Source organism: Pseudotabrizicola alkalilacus, assembly GCF_003443995.1.
In the GTDB taxonomy this organism is placed as follows: domain Bacteria; phylum Pseudomonadota; class Alphaproteobacteria; order Rhodobacterales; family Rhodobacteraceae; genus Pseudotabrizicola; species Pseudotabrizicola alkalilacus.
On sequence record NZ_QWEY01000002.1, the window covers coordinates 222,090 to 238,144 of the forward strand.

15 protein-coding genes are annotated in these 16,055 nt (G+C 62.0%); 12 read left to right on the plus strand and 3 right to left on the minus strand.

The features are described from left to right. The first annotated feature begins 19 nt into the window (after window positions 1–19). From D1012_RS05035 to D1012_RS05060, 6 genes are all read left to right on the plus strand, one after another. Window positions 20–535, plus strand: coding sequence for a c-type cytochrome (locus D1012_RS05035; RefSeq protein WP_118150254.1), 516 nt, complete (start codon window positions 20–22; stop codon window positions 533–535). Window positions 536–708: 173 nt separating this feature from the next. After that, window positions 709–2,571, plus strand: coding sequence for an extracellular solute-binding protein (locus D1012_RS05040; protein WP_118150255.1), 1,863 nt, complete (start codon window positions 709–711; stop codon window positions 2,569–2,571). Between the two features lie 25 nt (window positions 2,572–2,596). Then, window positions 2,597–3,745: a microcin C ABC transporter permease YejB gene (locus D1012_RS05045; RefSeq protein ID WP_118150256.1), complete on the plus strand. Its 1,149-nt coding sequence runs from the start codon at window positions 2,597–2,599 to the stop codon at window positions 3,743–3,745. 1 nt (window position 3,746) lies between these two features. After that, window positions 3,747–4,856, plus strand: a complete 1,110-nt coding sequence (locus D1012_RS05050) for an ABC transporter permease (RefSeq protein ID WP_118150257.1) — start codon at window positions 3,747–3,749, stop codon at window positions 4,854–4,856. Next, on the plus strand, window positions 4,853–6,466 hold the full coding sequence (locus tag D1012_RS05055) for an ABC transporter ATP-binding protein (protein WP_118150258.1): 1,614 nt from the start codon (window positions 4,853–4,855) through the stop codon (window positions 6,464–6,466). The genes D1012_RS05050 and D1012_RS05055 overlap by 4 nt, the downstream gene beginning before the upstream one ends. Then, a complete protein-coding gene (locus D1012_RS05060) occupies window positions 6,463–7,692 on the plus strand; it encodes a glycosyltransferase family 4 protein (protein WP_118150259.1) in 1,230 nt (409 codons plus the stop codon). Before D1012_RS05055 ends, D1012_RS05060 begins: the two co-directional genes overlap by 4 nt. On the opposite strand, the gene D1012_RS05065 is transcribed toward D1012_RS05060, so the two are convergent. Both D1012_RS05065 and hemN read right to left on the minus strand, forming a co-directional pair. Beyond that, window positions 7,689–8,693 (minus strand): LLM class flavin-dependent oxidoreductase, encoded by a 1,005-nt coding sequence (locus D1012_RS05065; RefSeq protein WP_118150260.1) that lies wholly within the window; start codon window positions 8,691–8,693, stop codon window positions 7,689–7,691. The two genes, D1012_RS05060 and D1012_RS05065, sit on opposite strands and share 4 nt — an antisense overlap. A gap of 62 nt (window positions 8,694–8,755) precedes the next feature. Next, window positions 8,756–10,111, minus strand: coding sequence for an oxygen-independent coproporphyrinogen III oxidase (gene hemN, locus D1012_RS05070; protein ID WP_118150564.1), 1,356 nt, complete (start codon window positions 10,109–10,111; stop codon window positions 8,756–8,758). A gap of 65 nt (window positions 10,112–10,176) precedes the next feature. Here hemN and fnrL point away from each other — a divergent pair, with 65 nt between their 5' ends. Beyond that, window positions 10,177–10,929 (plus strand): transcriptional regulator FnrL, encoded by a 753-nt coding sequence (gene fnrL, locus D1012_RS05075; RefSeq protein ID WP_118150261.1) that lies wholly within the window; start codon window positions 10,177–10,179, stop codon window positions 10,927–10,929. Continuing rightward, window positions 10,922–11,299, plus strand: a complete 378-nt coding sequence (locus D1012_RS05080; protein ID WP_158569218.1) for a DUF4087 domain-containing protein — start codon at window positions 10,922–10,924, stop codon at window positions 11,297–11,299. The genes fnrL and D1012_RS05080 overlap by 8 nt, the downstream gene beginning before the upstream one ends. A gap of 21 nt (window positions 11,300–11,320) precedes the next feature. Here D1012_RS05080 and D1012_RS05085 read toward each other — a convergent pair whose 3' ends face one another. Further along, window positions 11,321–12,166, minus strand: coding sequence for a universal stress protein (locus tag D1012_RS05085; RefSeq protein ID WP_118150263.1), 846 nt, complete (start codon window positions 12,164–12,166; stop codon window positions 11,321–11,323). Between the two features lie 228 nt (window positions 12,167–12,394). On the opposite strand from D1012_RS05085, the gene ccoN reads away from it, so the two are divergent. The 4 genes from ccoN to ccoP are packed head-to-tail and all read left to right on the plus strand — an operon-like array spanning window position 12,395 to window position 15,851. Continuing rightward, the gene (gene ccoN / locus D1012_RS05090) at window positions 12,395–13,993 is read left to right on the plus strand and encodes a cytochrome-c oxidase, cbb3-type subunit I (protein ID WP_118150264.1); all 1,599 of its coding nucleotides are present in this window, start codon (window positions 12,395–12,397) and stop codon (window positions 13,991–13,993) included. A gap of 15 nt (window positions 13,994–14,008) precedes the next feature. Beyond that, window positions 14,009–14,758: a cytochrome-c oxidase, cbb3-type subunit II gene (ccoO, locus tag D1012_RS05095; protein ID WP_118150265.1), complete on the plus strand. Its 750-nt coding sequence runs from the start codon at window positions 14,009–14,011 to the stop codon at window positions 14,756–14,758. Window positions 14,759–14,767: 9 nt separating this feature from the next. Then, window positions 14,768–14,968: a cbb3-type cytochrome c oxidase subunit 3 gene (locus D1012_RS05100; RefSeq protein WP_118150266.1), complete on the plus strand. Its 201-nt coding sequence runs from the start codon at window positions 14,768–14,770 to the stop codon at window positions 14,966–14,968. Window positions 14,969–14,972: 4 nt separating this feature from the next. After that, window positions 14,973–15,851, plus strand: a complete 879-nt coding sequence (ccoP, locus tag D1012_RS05105; protein ID WP_118150267.1) for a cytochrome-c oxidase, cbb3-type subunit III — start codon at window positions 14,973–14,975, stop codon at window positions 15,849–15,851. Window positions 15,852–16,055 lie beyond the last annotated feature (204 nt).

Below are 16,055 nucleotides of genomic sequence, written 5' to 3' on the forward strand. Positions count from 1 at the left end.
TGCCAAGGGAAAGCGCGACATGTTCGACACGATGACGATGACCAAGGTGTTGGGGGCGGTCTGCGGCTCGCTTCTGGTGTTTCTGCTGGGCGGCTGGGCTGCGTCGGCGCTTTACAGCACGGGCGGCGGCCATGGCGATGACCATGCGCAGGCCTATGTGATCGACACCGGCGCGTCAGAGGCACCGGCCGAGACCGCAGAGGCCCCGGATTTCGAGGCGATCTTTGCCGCTGCCGACGCAGGAGCGGGCGAATCCGTGTTTGCCAAATGCCGTGCCTGCCACAAGCTTGACGGTGCCGATGGCGTTGGCCCGCATTTGAACGGCATCGTCGACAAGGCCAAGGCCGCATCTGCAGGATATGCCTACTCCGACACGCTCCTCGGCATGGCAGGCGAGACTTGGACCCCGGAAAACCTGTATGCCTTCCTGCAAAATCCGCGTGGCTACGCGCCCGGCACCAAGATGGCCTTTGCCGGCCTGCCGCGCAGCGACGAGCGTGCCAACCTGATCGCCTATCTGGCAACGGTCAACTGATCGCCTGAAACGCTGGTTGAAATAGTATGCAAGGGCCGTCCCAATGGGGCGGTCCTTTTGATTCTTGCCCTGATCACGCAATCGCCACTTGAGCCATCGACAATCCGCGCTTTACTTCCCCTAATGAACCAAAGCCGCGCAAAAAGTGGCAAAGACAGATAGGGGAAGCTCAAATGGCAATGGCATATGGCAAACCGGCGGTGCTGGGTGCGGCACTGATTGCGGCACTCCCGCTTTGGGCGCAGGAAACGGTGATCACCGCACACGGCATTTCGACCTTTGGTGAACTGCAGCTGCCCGCCGATTTTACCCATCTGCCCTACGTCAACCCCGATGCGCCAAAGGGCGGCGAGATCTCGATCTGGCAGCCCGGCGGCTTTGACAGCATGAACCCCTATTCGGTCAAGGGCCGCGCAGCGGCCCTGTCTTCGGCCCCTTACGAGTCGATCCTTGCGGGCACTGCGGATGAAATCGGCGCGGCCTACTGCTTTTTATGCACCACGATGGAATATCCCGAAGACCGATCCTGGGTGATCTTCAACCTGCGGCCAGAGGTGACCTTTTCCGACGGCACCCCGATGACCGCCGAAGATGTGCTGTTCACCTATCAGACCTTTCTTGAAAAGGGTTTGACCGATTTCCGCACCGTGCTGGCGACGCAGGTTGAGGGGGTCGAGGTGCTTGACCCGCACCGGATAAAGTTCACCTTCAAACCCGGTGTGCCCCACCGTGACCTGCCCGCCGATATGGGCGGCCTGCCGGTGATGTCGAAAGCGCATTATGAGGCAAACAACCTTGATCTGGAAGAATCGAGCATGACACCGGCGCTGGGCACCGGCCCCTATATGCCGGGCCGGGTCGATGTGGGCAAATCGGTGTCATGGGTGCGCAACCCCGACTATTGGGGCGCGGATCTGCCGATGAACAAGGGCCGCAGCAATTTTGACACCATCCGCATCGAGTATTACGCCGATTACGACGCTGCCTTCGAAGGGTTCAAGGCCGGCTCCTACACCTTCCGCAACGAGGCCAGCTCGGTCAAATGGGCCACGGGCTATGACTTCCCCGAAGTTGCCGCCGGTCACATCGTCAAGGCCGATCTGCCCAACGGCAACAAGGCCACGGGGCAGGCCTTTCTGTTCAACATGCGGCGCGAGAAGTTTCAGGATCCGCGCGTGCGCGAAGCCATCGGGCTGATGTTCAACTTTGAATGGTCCAACGCCACGCTGTTCTATGGCATCTATGCCCGCATCACCTCGGTCTGGGAAAACACCTGGCTCGCAGCCACCGGCACGCCCTCGTCAGAGGAAACCGCCATTTTGCAACCGCTGGTCGATGAAGGCCTGCTGCCCGCCAGCATTCTGACCGATGAGGCGGTGATGCCCCCCACCTCGGGCGAGCGGCAGCTGGACCGCGCAAATCTGCGCCGCGCCAGTGCGCTGCTGGACGAGGCAGGATGGACCGTGGGCAGTGATGGGATGCGCCGCAATGCCGCCGGGCAGGTGCTTTCGGTCGAAATGCTCAACGACAGCCCCAGCTTTGACCGTATCATGAACCCCTATATCGAAAACCTCAAAGCGCTTGGCGTCGATGCCAAACTCACCCGCGTCGATAATGCGCAGATGGAATCGCGCACACGCCCGCCGTCTTATGATTTTGATATGGTCACCGGCAATGCGCGGTCGAACTACATCTCGGGCGCTGAACTCAAGCAGTTCTATGGCTCGGAAACCGCCGATATCTCGGCTTTCAACGTCATGGGCCTGAAAAGCCCTGCCGTCGACAAGCTGGTGGATGTGGCGATGGCCTCGGCCTCGCTGGAGGATCTGACCGTCGCCACGCAGGCGCTGGACCGGGTGCTGCGGGCCGAACGGTTCTGGGTGCCGCAGTTCTACAAAAATTCCCATACCGTCGCCTATTATAACATGTTCGAGCATCCCGAAACCTTGCCGCCCTATGCTCTGGGCGAACTGGATTTCTGGTGGTACAACGCCGAAAAGGCAGAGGCGCTGCGGGCCGCGCGCGTCTTGCGATAACAAGAACAACAGGCAGGCAGGCCACATGGGCGCCTATATTCTCCGGCGGATTTTGCTGATCATCCCGACGTTGATCGGGATCATGATCCTTAACTTCGCGCTGACGCAATTTGTCCCCGGTGGCCCGATCGAGCAGGTTCTGGCCCGCATCGACGGCGGCGGAGATTCCATTCAGGCCATCAGCGGCGCAGGGGACGCGGGCATCGGTCAACAGGGCAACGACACGGGGTATGTCGGGGCCCAGGGCCTCGACCCCGGGTTTCTGGCAGAGCTGGAGGTGCAGTTCGGCTTTGCCCGTTTCGTCTGCGAACCGGGGTTCAGTGGCAGGCCATCGGCCCGTGCCACAGAATGCGTCAAGGAACTGATCCCAGCTTGGGAGCGGTTCTTTATCATGATGGGCAACTACATCCGCTTCGACTTTGGCGAGAGCCATTTCCGGTCTATCGGGGTGCTGGATCTGGTCTGGGAAAAGCTGCCCGTCTCGCTGACCCTTGGCCTGTGGTCGACGCTGATCGCCTATGCCATCTCGATCCCGCTGGGCATCCGCAAGGCGGTGCGTGACGGATCGCGCTTTGACACCTGGACCAGCGGCGTGATCATCGCCGCCTATGCCATCCCCGGATTTCTGTTTGCCATCCTCCTGCTGGTGCTGTTCGCAGGCGGCAGTTACTTCCGCTGGTTCCCGTTGCGCGGCCTGACCTCGGACAACTTTGATCAGCTGTCGATGATCGGCAAGGTGCTGGATTATCTGTGGCACATCACCCTGCCGGTGCTCGCCTCCACCATTTCCAGCTTTGCTACCCTGACCCTGCTGACCAAGAACAGCTTTCTGGACGAGATCAAAAAGCAATACGTCATGACCGCTCGCGCCAAGGGGCTGCCCGAAAACAGCGTTCTCTATGGCCATGTGTTCCGCAATGCGATGCTGATCGTCATCGCAGGCTTTCCCGCATTGTTCCTGTCGGTGTTCTTTGGCTCCAGCCTGATCATCGAGACGATTTTCAGCCTCGACGGTCTGGGCCAGCTGGGGTTCCGCGCGGCGGTGGAGCGGGATTATCCGGTGATCTTTGGCACGTTGTTCTTCTTTGGCCTGATCGGTCTGGTGGTCGGCATCCTGTCTGACCTGATGTATGTCTGGGTGGATCCCCGCATCGACTTCGAGCGGAGGGGGTAGCATGGCCCTGTCCCCGCTCAATCAGCGCCGTTGGCGCAATTTCAAGGCCAACCGCCGTGCCTATTGGTCGCTGATCCTGTTTTCCATCCTGTACGGCATCTCGCTCTGCGCCGAACTTGTCGCCAATGACAAACCGCTGCTGGTGCAGTTCCGCGGCGAATGGCACGCGCCTTTCGCGCAGTTCTACCCCGAAACTGCCTTTGGCGGCGATTTCCAGACCGAAGCAAAGTACAAGGATGTCGAGGTGCGCTGCCTGATCATGGCCGCCGGGTCCGAGGCCTGCTGGGACGACCCCGAGGGCATTCTGGCCGAGGCCACGACGCAAGGCACCGCCGCAGGCGAGGCGATCGAGCAGGGCCGGATCATCTGGGCCCCGGTGCCCTATAGCTTCAACACCATCAACGACATCGGCAAGGCCGCCCCCTCTGCGCCGGACGCGCAGCATTGGCTGGGCACCGATGACACCGCCCGCGATGTGCTGGCCCGCGTGATCTATGGTTTCCGCCTGTCAGTCAGCTTTGCGCTGATTGTCACCGTGCTTACCTCTGTCATCGGCATCGCCGCAGGCGCGGTGCAGGGCTATTTCGGCGGCATCACAGACCTGATCTTTCAGCGCATCATCGAGATCTGGGGGGCCACGCCGTCGCTTTACGTCATCATCATCGTGGCTGCGATCTTCACCATGAACTTCTGGATATTGGTGTTCCTGATGGTGCTGTTCGGCTGGACCGCCCTTGTCGGCGTGGTGCGGGCCGAATTCCTGCGCGCACGCAATTTCGAATATGTCCGCGCCGCCCGCGCGCTTGGCGTGCCCGACCGGGTGATCATGTTCCGCCATGTCCTGCCCAATGCCATGGTCGCCACCCTGACCATGCTGCCGTTTATCATCACCGGCACCATCGGCGCGCTGACCGCGCTCGACTTTCTGGGCTTTGGCCTTCCGTCCTCGGCGCCAAGTCTGGGCGAGATGACCCAGCAGGCCAAGCAGAACCTGCAAGCGCCCTGGCTCGCCTTTACCGCGTTCTTTACCTTTGCCATCATGCTGTCGCTGCTGGTCTTCATTTTTGAGGGTATCCGCGACGCCTTTGACCCGCGAAAGACCTTTCAATGAGCCTGCTTGCGGTCAAGGATCTGAAGATCAGCTTCCGGCAGGACGGAAGGGTGATACAGGCGGTCAAGGGTGTGACCTTTACCGTGGGCAATGGCGAAACCGTGGCGCTGGTGGGCGAATCCGGCTCGGGCAAATCCGTCACCGCGCTGTCGACGGTCGGCCTGCTGGGCGACAATGCGATTGTCGAGGGCTCTGTCACCTATCAGGGCGCGCAGATGGTCGGCGCGTCAGAGGCCGAACTGCGCCGGGTGCGCGGCAATGACATCAGTTTCATCTTTCAAGAACCGATGACCAGCCTCAACCCGTTGCACACCATTGAAAAGCAGCTGGGCGAAAGCCTTGCACTGCATCAGGGTCTCGTGGGGCAGGCGGCGCGCGCCCGCATTCTGGATCTGATGGAAAAGGTCGGCATCCGCGACGCGGAAAGTCGGCTGGGGGCCTATCCGCATGAGCTGTCCGGCGGGCAGCGCCAGCGGGTGATGATCGCCATGGCGCTGGCCAACGGCCCCGAGCTGTTGATCGCGGATGAGCCGACCACGGCGCTGGATGTGACCATTCAGGCCCAGATCCTTGACCTGCTGGCCGATCTGAAGCGGTCCGAGGGGTTAAGCCTGTTGTTCATCACCCATGACCTTGGCATCGTGCGCCGTATTGCCGACCGGGTCTGCGTGATGCAGGGCGGCGAGATTGTCGAGCAGGGTGCAACGGCCGATATCTTCGCCAACCCGCAGCACCCCTATACCCGCAAGCTGCTGGCGGCCGAGCCGACCGGCCTGCCGGATGCGGTGCCCGCAGGTGCGGCCGAGGTGGTCAGCACCAAATCCCTGCGGGTCTGGTTCCCGATCACCGCTGGCTTCCTGCGCAAAACCGTCGGGCATGTGAAGGCGGTCAACGATGCCACCCTGTCGGTGCGCGCCGGAGAGACGTTGGGAATCGTCGGCGAAAGCGGGTCGGGCAAGACCACGCTGGCGCTGGCCATCCTGCGGCTGGTACCCTCTACCGGGCCGGTGGTGGTGCTGGGCCGCGACATCTCCGGCCTGACCGGGGCCGCTCTGCGCCCGGTGCGGCGCGACATGCAGGTGGTGTTCCAGGATCCGTTCGGCAGCCTGTCGCCGCGCATGACCGCCGAGCAGATCATCGCCGAAGGGCTGGCACTGCACGGCAGCGACACGCCCGCGCAATCGCGTGAAAAGGTGGCTGCAATCATGTCAGAGGTGGGGTTGGACCCCGCGACCATGACCCGTTACCCGCACGAATTCTCGGGCGGCCAGCGTCAGCGCATCGCCATCGCCCGCGCCATGATCCTGCGCCCGAAACTGGTGGTGCTGGACGAGCCGACAAGCGCGCTGGACATGACCGTTCAGGTGCAGATTGTTGATCTGCTGCGCGACCTGCAGCGCAAATGGGGGCTGGCCTATATCTTCATCAGCCACGATCTGCGCGTGGTCCGCGCGCTGTCGCACAAGGTGATGGTGATGAAAGCGGGCGATGTGGTCGAACAGGGCGACGCCCGCGCCATATTTGATGCCCCCACGTCAGAGTACACCCGCGCCCTCATGCTGGCCGCCTTTGGTGCCATGCCGGGGGCAAAGACAAAGACAGACACATGAAGCTTTTGTTCCTGCACCAGAACTTCCCCGGCCAGTTCCTGCATCTGGCGCCGGAAATGGCCCGGCGCGGTCATGACGTGCTGGCCATGACCGATGCCAACAACAACCGGCAGTCCACCGTCAAGACGCTGCGCTACAAACATGCTGCCGCCAAGGTTGATCCCGCGCAGACCCGGCTGGGGCGCAATTATACCACCATGTCGGACCGGGGAGTTACCGTCGCCCGCGCCTGCGCCCATCTGCGCGATGCCGAAGGCTACACTCCCGATGTGATTTTCGGCCATTCCGGCTGGGGCGAGACGCTGTTTCTCAAGGAAATCTGGCCGCAGGCAAAGCTGATCGTCTATGCCGAGTTCTATTATCGCGGGGTCGGGGCCGATGTTGGTTTTGACACCGAATATACCCCTTACGGCCTTGACCAGATTCTGATCGCGCAGGGCCGCGCGGCGCATCTGGGGCAGGCGCTGATCCATGCCGATGCCGGTCTGGCCCCGACCGCGTGGCAGGCCAGCACCTATCCCGATGCGCTGCGCCCGATGATCCGGGTGATCCATGATGGCGTCGATTGTGATGTGATGCAGCCCAACCCGCAGGCCAGCCTGACCCTGCCGGATGGCCGCACCTTACGCGCCGGTGATGAGGTGCTGACCTTTGTGAACCGCAATCTGGAACCGTATCGCGGCTATCACACCTTCATGCGCGCGCTGCCCGATGTGCTGCACGCCCGCCCCAACGCCCATGCCGTGATCGTCGGCGGCGATGAGGTGAGCTATGGCAGCCCGCCAAAGGGGGCAAAGGGCTGGAAAGACCAGATCTTGTCCGAAGTGCAGGACCGTCTGCCGATGGACCGGGTGCATTTCATGGGCAAGGTGCCCTACGGCACCTTTGTCTCGATCATGCAGATCAGCCGCGCCCATGCCTACCTGACCTACCCCTTCGTGCTGTCGTGGTCGATGCTGGAGGCGATGGCGGCGGGGTGTCTGGTGGTCGGCTCAAACACCGCCCCGGTGGCCGAGGTGGTCCGGCATGGTGAAAACGGTCTGCTGGTCGATTTCTTTGATGTTCAGGCATGGGCCGACACTCTGACCGACACACTCGCCAACCCGCAGCGCTATGATCCGCTGCGCACTGCCGCGCGTCAGATGGCACTGACTCACTATGACCTGCGCGGCATGTGTCTGCCGCGCATGGTCGATTTTGTCGAAAGCTTCGGCCCGCAGACCTAGGCCGCTTGTGCCTGCGTCAGCTCTGTCAACACCTCTGCCGCGATCTCGAACGACCGAAGCCGTGCGGTGTGGTCATGGATCATGCCGGTCACCATCAGCTCATCCGGTTGATAACGCTCGATCATTGCCGCCAGCTCGCGGCGCAACGTCGCGCGCGACCCCACCGCCGCCACCGACAGCGCGGCTTCGACCCCATGCATCACCTGCGGCGGGATCTGCGCCTCAATATCCGTCACCGGGCGCGGCAGTTTGCCGGGCTTGCCGGTTCGCAACCGGGCAAAGGCCAGCATCTGCGAGGTGCGCAGGAACTGCGCCTCGGCATCGGTGTCGGCCGCACAGACTCCCGCCGCCATCATCGCATAGGGCTGCGCCAGAAACCGCGACGGGCGGAAGGCGGCGCGATAGGTGGCCAAGGCATCCTCCAGCATCGCCGGTGCGAAATGCGAGGCAAAGGCATAGGGCAGCCCCAGATAGGCCGCCAGCTGCGCGCCATAGAGGCTGCTGCCCAGAATCCACACCGGCACATGCGTCCCCGCTCCGGGGATCGCCTGCACTGCCGCGTTTTCTGCCGGAGTGTCGAAATATCCCATCAGCTCCACCACATCCTGCGGGAAGCTGTCATCGGGTGCCATATGCCGTCGCAGCGCCCGTGCAGTGGCCATATCGGTGCCCGGCGCGCGGCCAAGCCCCAGATCAATCCGCCCCGGATACAGAGTCTCCAGCGTGCCGAACTGCTCGGCCACGATCAACGGGGCATGGTTGGGTAGCATGATGCCACCCGCGCCGACGCGAATGGTCCTTGTCGCCCCGGCCACATGGCCGATCACGATGGCGGTGGCCGCACTGGCAATGCCGGGCATGTTGTGATGTTCGGCCAGCCAGAAGCGGTGATAGCCCGAGGCTTCGGCCAGCTGCGCCAGCGCAACCGTATTGGCCAGTGCCTGTGCGGTGCTGCTGCCTTCGGGCACGGGGGACAGATCGAGTAGCGAGTAATGGTGCATGACGGTATCTCCTGCCCGTCGATCTAGGGGCAGGGGACGCGCAATGTAAGACCTAACGGCGCTCAGACTGCTGCGGAATGCTGCGCCTTGGTCTGATCATAGGCATCAAACGCCCGCGCCACCATCCGCGTCAACGGCCGCGCCGCGGGCGGGATCGTCAGGCCGGAGGCATCCAGCTTTACCATCCCGTCAAACCCCTCTGCGGCGCGGCGCAGCATCCCGTCCAGACGGTCCGGGGCGCAGGCGAATTCGCGCAAAATCTCGGCGCGTGACACGTGAAAATCGCACATCAGCGCCTCGATGATCCGGGCGCGCATCTTGTCTTCGCCAGCAAACACATGGCCGCGATGGGTCGGGAACTGCCCGGCCCGGATCGCCTTGGTGTAATCCGAAGTGCCGCTGACATGCTGCGCAAAGCCTTGCGGAAACCTGCTGATCGACGACGCGCCCAAGCCGATCAGCACCGGTGCGGTGTCATCGGTATAGCCTTGGAAATTCCGCCGCAACGTCCCCGCCGCCAAGGCCTGCGCCATGCCATCGGTGGGCCGGGCGAAATGGTCGATGCCGACATCGACATAGCCATCCCAGCGGAACAGCTCTGCCGCCGTCTCGAACAGCCGCAACCGCTCCTGCGGGGTGGGGATCGTGTCTGATGGGATCATCTGCTGGCGGCGGCTCATCCACGGCACATGGGCATAGCCATACAGCGCCACCCGGTCAGGAGACAGGGTCAGCAGCTTTTGCACCGAATCGGAAATCCGCGCCGTGGTCTGATGCGGCAAGCCGTACAGGATATCGGCATTCAGACTGCGCACCCCCCGGTCGCGGATCATCTCCGCCACGGCTCGCGTCAGCTCATAGCTCTGTTCGCGGCCGATGGTCTTCTGGATCAGCGGATCAAAATCCTGCACCCCGATCGAGGCGCGGTTCATCCCAGCCGCTGCCAGTGCATCCAGCCGGGTCGCATCAATCTCGTTCGGGTCGATCTCGACAGAAAACTCGGCCCCCGCGCCCAAGGGCACCGCGTCAAACACCGCCGCGGCCAGCCGTTCCATCTGGGAAGCGGGCAACAGCGTCGGCGTCCCACCGCCCCAATGCAGCCTTGACAATGTAACCCCGCGCGGCAAATGCTGTCGCAGCAGCGCAATCTCGGCATGAAGGGTCGCTGCATAGGCAATCACCGGGTCGTCGCTGCTGGTCCCCTGCGTGCGGCAGGCACAGAACCAGCACAAGCGCCGGCAGAACGGCACATGCAGATAAAGTGAAATCGCTGACCCCTCCGGGATCGCTTCGATCCATTGGGTGAACAGGGCAGGGTCCACTGTCCCGTCGAAATGCGGGGCCGTGGGATAGCTGGTATAGCGCGGCACGCGCGCGTCAAAGAGTCCAAGGCGAGCAAGTTGCGGTTCATGTGTCATTCCCGTATCTTCGTCGCACAGAACCAGATCTGCCTTGATACAGATCAACCAAGGAAAGAGTGGCAATGTCCGTTCACCGAGACATCCGATCACCCACCCAGGACTGCGGCGAATGCCCGATCCGTCACCGCGCGGTTTGCGCGCGGTGTGAAACGGATGAATTGGCCCAGCTGGAACAGATCAAGTACTACCGCAGCTATCAGGCGGGACAGACCGTGATCTGGTCCGGCGACAAGATGGATTTCGTCGCAAGTGTCGTGACCGGCATTGCCACGCTGACCCAGACAATGGAAGACGGCCGCCGCCAGATGGTCGGTCTGCTGCTGCCATCCGATTTCGTTGGCCGTCCGGGGCGGTCTGCTGCTGCCTATGATGTGACTGCGACCACCGATCTGGTGATGTGCTGCTTCCGCCGCAAACCGTTCGAAGAAATGATGGCCAGCACGCCGCATATTGCGCATCGCCTGCTGGAAATGACGCTGGATGAACTGGACGCCGCCCGTGAATGGATGCTGCTTCTGGGCCGCAAGACCGCGCGTGAGAAGATTTCGTCGCTGCTGGCCATCATCGCCCGTCGCGATGCCAGCCTGAAAGAACCGCGCGCCGATCTGGGCGCGATCACCTTTGACCTGCCGTTGACGCGTGAGGAGATGGCCGATTACCTCGGCCTGACGCTGGAAACCGTCAGCCGCCAGATGAGTGCGCTGAAACGGGATGGCATCATCACGCTGGACGGCAAGCGCCATGTCACGATACCGTCGGTTGATGCCCTGATGGAAGAAACGGGCGATGACAGTGACGGGGGTTTTCTTGTTTAAGACTGCGGCTTTGGCTCTGGCCTTTGCGCTGCCTGCACAGGCAGGATTGGCGGCAGATGTGATGCGTTGCGGCTGGTATGCCAACCCGACGCCGGGCAACCACTGGCTCACCGACCGCGATGGCACCTGGACCCTGTCGACCCAGGGTGGCCCCGAGGTGTCCGGCTGGATGGATCTGCCCGCCGAGGCCTTTGCGTTTGACGGCTCCAACTGGGTCGAGACCAATGGCTCTTATGGTTACGGCTGCGCCTGTATCACCGGACGGTTCGGCACCGCCGAAGCGGGTGAGGTGATCCACGTCACCCGGATGAAAGCCTTACCGTTGTCGCGCTGTACCGCAGACCGCAACCTGCCAGCGGCCGAGGGCTGACCACCCCCGGCCACAAGTCACTCAATGCGCCATCAGCACTGGTACGGTGGCCTGTTCCAGCATGTTGCGCGTGGCCCCGCCCAGAATCGCCTCGCGGAAGCGCGAATGGCCATAAGCCCCCATCACCAGCATATCGGCGTTCATGTCGCCGACATGGCGCAACAGCACGTCCGACACACGGGGTAGGGTGCGGGCCAGCACGGTCACTTCGGCGCGCACGCCATGGCGCACCAGCATCTGACACAGCATACCGCCGGGGTCTGAGCGCTCCGGGCCATGAACCGGCGGGTCGATCACAGTGATCGTCACCTGATCGGCCTGTTTCAGCAACGGTAGCGCCGCACGCACCGCGGCCAGCGCCTCGCGGCTCTGGTTCCAGGCCACGACGATCCGCTTTGGCGTGGCGCTGGTCAGCCCGGTTTCCGGCAGCACCAGGACCGGGGCGTTGCCCTCGAACATTGCGGCCTCGACCACAGCTTCGGCTTCTGTCCCCTGTTCCTTGCCATAGGGCCGCGCCAGCACGACCAGATCGGCAAAGCGCGCCCGCTGGGCGACCAGTTCGGTCATCGCCCCGATCTGGGTGACTGCCGCCTCGACACTGGCGCGCAGGCCCGGACTTTCGGCCCGCACTGCAGCATTGACGGCCGTTTCCAGTGTGCGCGCATCTTCTTCGGCGCGATCCTGTGCCACCTGCAACAGTACGGCACCCGACCCGATATAGGCATAGCCGATCTGGGTGCGGTCTACACCCAGCGCCAATACATCCAGATGCCCGTCATTTTGCGCGCAAATCTGCGCCGCAGCCGAAATGGCCAGCGGCACATGGGCAGCATGGGTGGCAACGGTAAAGATGGATTTATAGGTCATGGACAGGCCTCCTGTTTCCCGGTTTCCCTACGTCCCGATCCTGTGGCCGGAACGCGGCCCCTGAGTGATGACGTCGCATTGATGTTTATCACGCAGAAGAAGACAGTTGATTGATATGGATCAAGGCTTGGTCCCGCCGGCTCACGCAAAAGCGGTACTGTCGGAAAGCGCGTGGACTCCCCCGAATCAAGCCGGGGCCAGATTCAGCCAAAGACGAAGGGACGCGGAATGTGGGATTATCTTAAACTGGTTGTGCTTGGTCTGATCGCCCTAGGTGCGGCGATTGCGGCCAATTACGCCTGGGACCTGGCCTATATGGTCAATGCGGTCACTGTCATGCTTGCGGCTGGCATCACCTTTCTGGTGGTGCTGCGCAGCGCGGGCGAGACAAAGACCGTCAACAAGAACGAATATATGGATGGGGTGGTGCGCGCAGGCGTGATTGCCACCTCGTTCTGGGGCATCGTCGGCTTTCTGGTCGGCGTCGTCATCGCCAGCCAGCTCGCCTGGCCCTGGCTCAACTTTGAGGCATTGCAGGGGATCGGCAACTTTGGCCGCCTGCGCCCGCTGCACACCAGTGCGGTGATCTTTGCCTTTGGCGGCAACGCCCTGATCATGACGGCCTTTTACGTCGTGCAGCGCACCAGTGCGGTGCGGCTGTGGGGCGGCAATCTGGCATGGTTCGTGTTCTGGGGCTGGCAGCTGGTGATCGTGCTGGCCGCAAGCGGCTATGTGCTGGGCGCCACGCAGTCCAAGGAATACGCCGAACCCGTCTGGTATGTTGACCTGCTGATCACCGTGGTCTGGGTCGCCTTCCTTGCGGTGTTTGCCGGTACGCTGATGAAGCGCAAGGAACCCCACATCTATGTGGCCAACTGGTTCTATCTGGCCTTCATCATCACCATCGCCATGCTGCATCTGGTGAACAACATGGCGATTCCCGTGTCGTTCTTCAGCTCGCAATCGGTGCAGGTCACCGCAGGCGTGCAGGATGCGATGATCCAGTGGTGGTACGGTCATAACGCGGTTGGTTTCTTCCTGACCGCAGGCTTCTTGGGGATGATGTATTACTTCGTCCCCAAACAGGCCGAACGCCCGGTGTTCAGCTACAAACTGTCGATCATCCACTTCTGGGCGCTGATCTTTCTGTATATCTGGGCTGGCCCGCACCACCTGCACTATACCGCGCTGCCCGACTGGGCCTCGACGCTGGGCATGGTGTTCTCGGTCATCCTGTGGATGCCAAGCTGGGGCGGCATGATCAACGGTCTGATGACGCTGTCAGGCGCATGGGACAAGCTGCGCACCGACCCGGTGATCCGTATGATGGTGGTGTCGATCGGTTTCTACGGCATGTCGACGTTTGAGGGCCCGATGATGAGCATCAAGGCCGTGAACTCGCTGTCGCACTATACCGACTGGACCATCGGTCACGTCCACTCCGGCGCCTTGGGCTGGAACGGCATGATCACATTCGGCGCGCTCTACTTCCTGACCCCGCGCCTGTGGAACCGTGAACGGCTTTACAGCCTCAGCCTTGTCAGCTGGCATTTCTGGCTCGCCACCATCGGGATCGTGCTTTACGCATCCGCCATGTGGGTGTCGGGCATCATGGAAGGCCTGATGTGGCGCGAAGTCGATGCCAACGGCTATCTGGTGAACGCTTTTGCCGACACCGTTTCCGCCAAATATCCGATGTACGTGGTGCGTATGCTGGGGGGGCTGCTGTTCCTCTCGGGTGCGGTCATCATGTGCTATAACCTGTGGATGACCGTGCGTGCGCTGCCCTCAAGGGTGACGACACACGCGGCTGTTCCTGCTGAATGACCGGAGGGCAGGACAATGGCTTTTCTTGACAAACACAAAGCAATCGAAACCCATGCCACGCTGTTGATGGTGCTCAGCCTGCTGGTTGTGTCCATTGGCGGTCTGGTCCAGATCGTTCCTCTGTTCTACCTTGAGAACACGATCGAAAAGGTCGAAGGGGTTCGCCCCTACACCCCGCTGGAACTGACCGGGCGCGACATCTACATCCGCGAAGGCTGCTATGGCTGCCACAGCCAGATGATCCGCCCGATGCGCGACGAGGTCGAACGCTATGGCCATTACAGCCTGGCGGCAGAGTCGATGTATGATCACCCGTTCCAGTGGGGGTCCAAACGGACCGGGCCCGATCTGGCCCGTGTGGGCGGGCGCTATTCCGATGAATGGCATCAGGATCACTTTACCGATGCCAAATCGGTGGTGCCGGAATCGGTGATGCCGCCCTATGGCTTCCTGTTCAATCGCGAGATTGACGGCAAGTACATCGAAAGCGTGGTCAAAACCCACGCCATCGTCGGTGTGCCTTATACCGAAGACATGATCGCCAATGCGCAGGCCGATTTCGTGGCGCAAGCCGATCCGAACGGCGACTCCTCTGGCCTGCAATCGCGCTATGGCGCGGCGGCAGTGCCCAACGGTGCCGATGTCAACGTGCGCAACTTTGACGGCCAGCCCCAGCTGACCGAAGCCGATGCGCTGATCGCCTATATGCAAGTCCTCGGCACGATGGTCGATTTCTCGACCTTCACGCCCGACGCCAGCCGCTAAGGGGGGGATATGGAAACCTACAGCTTTCTGCGTGAGTTTGCCGACAGTTGGGCGTTGTTGTCGCTGTTTTTGTTCTTCCTTGGCGTGGTTTTCTGGGCCTTCCGCCCCGGCAGTCGCAAGGTGCATGACGAAGTGGCCAACTCCATCTTCCGCAATGACAAAAAACCCGCCGATGGGGATGACCCCAAGGCCCACGTGAAGGAGGCGTGACAGCATGTGCGCCAAGAAGGTAACGCAAAAACCAGCCGAGGTGCCGACCACCGGCCACGTCTGGGACGGGATCGAAGAGCTGGACAACCCGATGCCGCGCTGGTGGGTCTGGGTGTTTTACGCCACCATCGTCTGGGGCATCGGCTATTCCATCGCCTATCCGGCATGGCCGCTGATCAAGGGGGCCACACCGGGTCTGCTTGGGGCCTCTACCCGTGCAGATGTGGCTGCCGAGATCAAGCAGTTCGATGATGCGAACGCCACCATCAAACAGGCTCTGGTTGACGCGGACATGACAACCGTTTCCGCCAATCCCGAGCTGATGTCCTTTGCCCAGAATGCCGGGGCCGCCGTGTTCCGGACCAATTGCACCACCTGTCACGGGTCGGGTGCCAACGGGATCGAGGGCAAGGGCTATCCGAGCCTGCTGGATGATGACTGGCTCTGGGGCGGCGATGTCGAAAGCATCCAGACCACGATCACCCACGGCATCCGCAACACCACCCACCCTGACGCGCGCTATTCCGAGATGCCGCGTTTCGGGGCCGACGAATTGCTGGAAAAGCCCCAGATCGCCGAGGTGGTTGAATATGTCCTGAAACTTTCGGGGCAGGACCATGACGCCACGCTCGCCACAGCGGGCGAGACAGTGTTTCTCGACAACTGCTCTGCCTGCCATATGGAAGACGGCACCGGCGACATCAATCAAGGTGCTCCGAATCTGGCCGATGCGATCTGGCTTTATGGCGGGTCGCGTGATGCGATCACCTATTCCGTCGTCAATGCCCGTTTTGGCGTGATGCCGGGCTGGAACACCAAGCTGACCGAGGACGAGATCCGCGCTGTGGCACTTTATGTCCACAGCCGCGGTGGTGGTCAGTAACGAGTGGCGTTCCCCGGACAAGGCGCTCCTTGTCCGGGGGTTTTCATCTGCCCCGCGGCGGCAGATCTCTTGTGTCCGGCCGCATCAGACCTGATGCGGCTTTCCGTCACTCCCCCCTGCTTTTCCAGTGTCTCCAGGCCCTCGCGCCTATCTGCCACATCGAAACCTGCATCTGCGCCGCGCATTTTGATACAGGTCAATGTC